At 72.3% G+C, this 2,154-nt stretch carries 4 protein-coding genes; 3 read left to right on the forward strand and 1 reads right to left on the reverse strand.

Annotated features, from left to right (window positions below; translation table 11 throughout):
* Positions 1-255, forward strand: a 255-nt coding sequence (locus tag BN11_RS16275) for a hypothetical protein (protein ID WP_048699411.1), incomplete at its 5' end; no start/stop codon positions are given.
* A gap of 45 nt (positions 256-300) precedes the next feature.
* The gene (locus BN11_RS22995) at positions 301-441 is read left to right on the forward strand and encodes a hypothetical protein (RefSeq protein ID WP_157044230.1); all 141 of its coding nucleotides are present in this window, start codon (positions 301-303) and stop codon (positions 439-441) included.
* 74 nt (positions 442-515) lie between these two features.
* Here the strand turns inward: BN11_RS22995 and BN11_RS16280 are convergent, their stop codons facing one another.
* Complete coding sequence (locus BN11_RS16280; protein WP_201329285.1) at positions 516-1,631, reverse strand: glycosyltransferase family 4 protein; 1,116 nt, start codon at positions 1,629-1,631, stop codon at positions 516-518.
* Between the two features lie 48 nt (positions 1,632-1,679).
* Between BN11_RS16280 and BN11_RS16285 the strand changes: the two genes are divergently transcribed.
* A partial coding sequence (locus BN11_RS16285; protein ID WP_048699412.1) for an alpha-(1->3)-arabinofuranosyltransferase domain-containing protein occupies positions 1,680-2,154 on the forward strand: 475 nt, incomplete at its 3' end.

Here is a 2,154-nt window from a genome sequence, read left to right on the forward strand (position 1 = left end):
CGGGACACCGCTGGGCCGGCCGCGAAACGGCCGCTGATCCCGGCGAGCCTGGCGGCACAGGCGCCGCTCGCGCAGGGACCGAACGCCGTGGCCTACGACCTCGGACCGGGTCCGGACGACGGCCGCCGGCCCGCCACCGTTGCCGGCCGAGCGGGGTGGGCGATCTTCGTCACGTCGTGGGCGGCGATCATGCTGTTCAGGGTGCTGTCCGCGGTCGCCCGAGGGCGGCGCAGCGAACTCGTCGGCGTGCCCTGACCCACAAGTTCCACAGCCCGCCATCGCTTTGCTACCCTGCGGTACATGTCTACCGGTAAGCGCGGTGCCGCCGCTTTTGTCACGGGCGTCGTCCTCGCTCTACTCGGGATCTGGGGCGGCGTCGGTGCCATCACTCCGGCCGCCAACAAGGCCCCCGCCGAGCTCGCGACCTACGACGCTCCCTGACGCCGGTTCCCGGCGTTCTTCTGCGGCTCCACTCCCGTCCAGGGCAGTGGGGCCGAACTCGTGCCAGGGGTTGGTCAGTCCGGCGCGCCGGGGCCGACGAGCAGTCGCTCCCACGCATCGATCGTCTGTGACCACCGGAAGCGGCTCACCCACGCGGCCGCTGCCTCGCCGAGGCGGTCCCGCAGAGCCGGATCGGCCAGCACCGAGCGCAGCGCCGCGGTGAAGGCGGCGCCGCCTTCGTCGCACAGCAGCCCCGTCTCGCCGTCGCGGATCGAGTCGCGCAACCCGCCTGCCTCCCGGAACGCCACCGACGGCGTCCCATGCACGCCGGCCTCGACGACGACCAGCCCCCATCCCTCCTTGATCGACGGGAAGGCCAGCACCCACGATTCGGCGAGGAGCCGGTGCTTCTCCGCCTCCGAGACCTGCCCGGTGAAGGTGACCTGGCCGCTGACGCCGAGCCGGGCGGCATACTCCTCGAGCTGCGGCCCCCACCACCCGGACCCGACGACGTCCAGCCGCAACCCCGGGAACTGCGGTCCCAGCTCCGCCAGCGCATCCAGGGCCAACTCGACCCGCTTGTGCGGCACGAGCCGGCCCAGCACCGTCACCAGGGGCGTCGGCGAGCGCCGCGCATCGGGGTCGGCGACGACATCGGTGCCGTTGTGGATCACGGTGATCCGATCCGCGTCGACGCCGAGGGAGACCAGCTCGGCGCGCGTCGAATCCGACACCGCGACATACTCACTGCCCGCGTAGACCCGCGGCGCCACCCGCGACTCCAACGCCCACCCCACCCCGGCGGCCCGCTGCCCGAAGACCATCGGCCACTGTTCCTTGTGGACGTGGTGGACGAGGTTGATCACGCGGGTGCGGCCGGCGAGCGGCGAGAGGAACGGCATACCGTTCTGCACGTCGACGATCACGTCGGCGCGCTGCCGGCCGGCGACCTGCGAGGCCAGCGCCCGCGGAAAGACGCCGTAATGGCCGCCCCGGCGCGAATAGGCGACCCCGTGCACCACCTCGTCCGGCAGCCCGCCGGGGTAGGCCGCGGTGCGGATCGTCACCTGATGCCCGCGCCCGGCGAGCCCTTCGGCGACCTCGGTGAGGTACTTCTCCGCGCCGCCCGCCTCGGGATGGTGATGGTCGCGCCAGGACAGGAACAGGACGCGCAAGTGGCGGCGGCTCACGGGCATCCTCTGGCGGCTGGGGTCGGACTTCGCCCCTAGCATGTGCGGGTGCAGGCCGAGGCAGAGGGAAAGATACCGCACGGTAATCGTCCCGCCGCCCGCCTCTACACGTGGGCCGGTCTGCTGGTGATCTGGACCGTCGCCTGGTCGACGCCGACCGGGCAGATCGGCGAGGACACCAAGAACGACCTGTATGTCGATGCCTGGGGGCTGCTGCGCCGGGCCCTGCACCTGTGGGATCCGCAGGTCACGTGGGGGATGCTGCAGAACCAGGGTTACGGCTACCTCTTCCCGATGGGTCCCTGGTATGCCGTGCTGGGCGAGATCCTGCCGGTCTGGGTGGTCGAGCGGTTGTGGTGGTCGGCGCTGCTCACCGCCGGTTATCTCGCCACCCTCGCGCTGGCGCGCGCGCTGGGGTATGCCGGGGGGCCGGGGTATGCCGGGGGCCCAGGGGATGCCTGGGGGCCGGGGTATGCCGGTGCCGGCGCCGTCCACGTCGGCGCGCTCGCCTACGCCCTGGCTC

The sequence above is a fragment of the Nostocoides australiense Ben110 genome, assembly GCF_001050535.1.
GTDB lineage: Bacteria > Actinomycetota > Actinomycetes > Actinomycetales > Dermatophilaceae > Nostocoides_A > Nostocoides_A australiense.

Bases quoted from the DNA above. Each gene is read 5' to 3' on its own strand.
- BN11_RS22995 (WP_157044230.1), top strand. From the start codon at position 301: ATGTCTACCGGTAAGCGCGGTGCCGCCGCTTTTGTCACGGGCGTCGTC.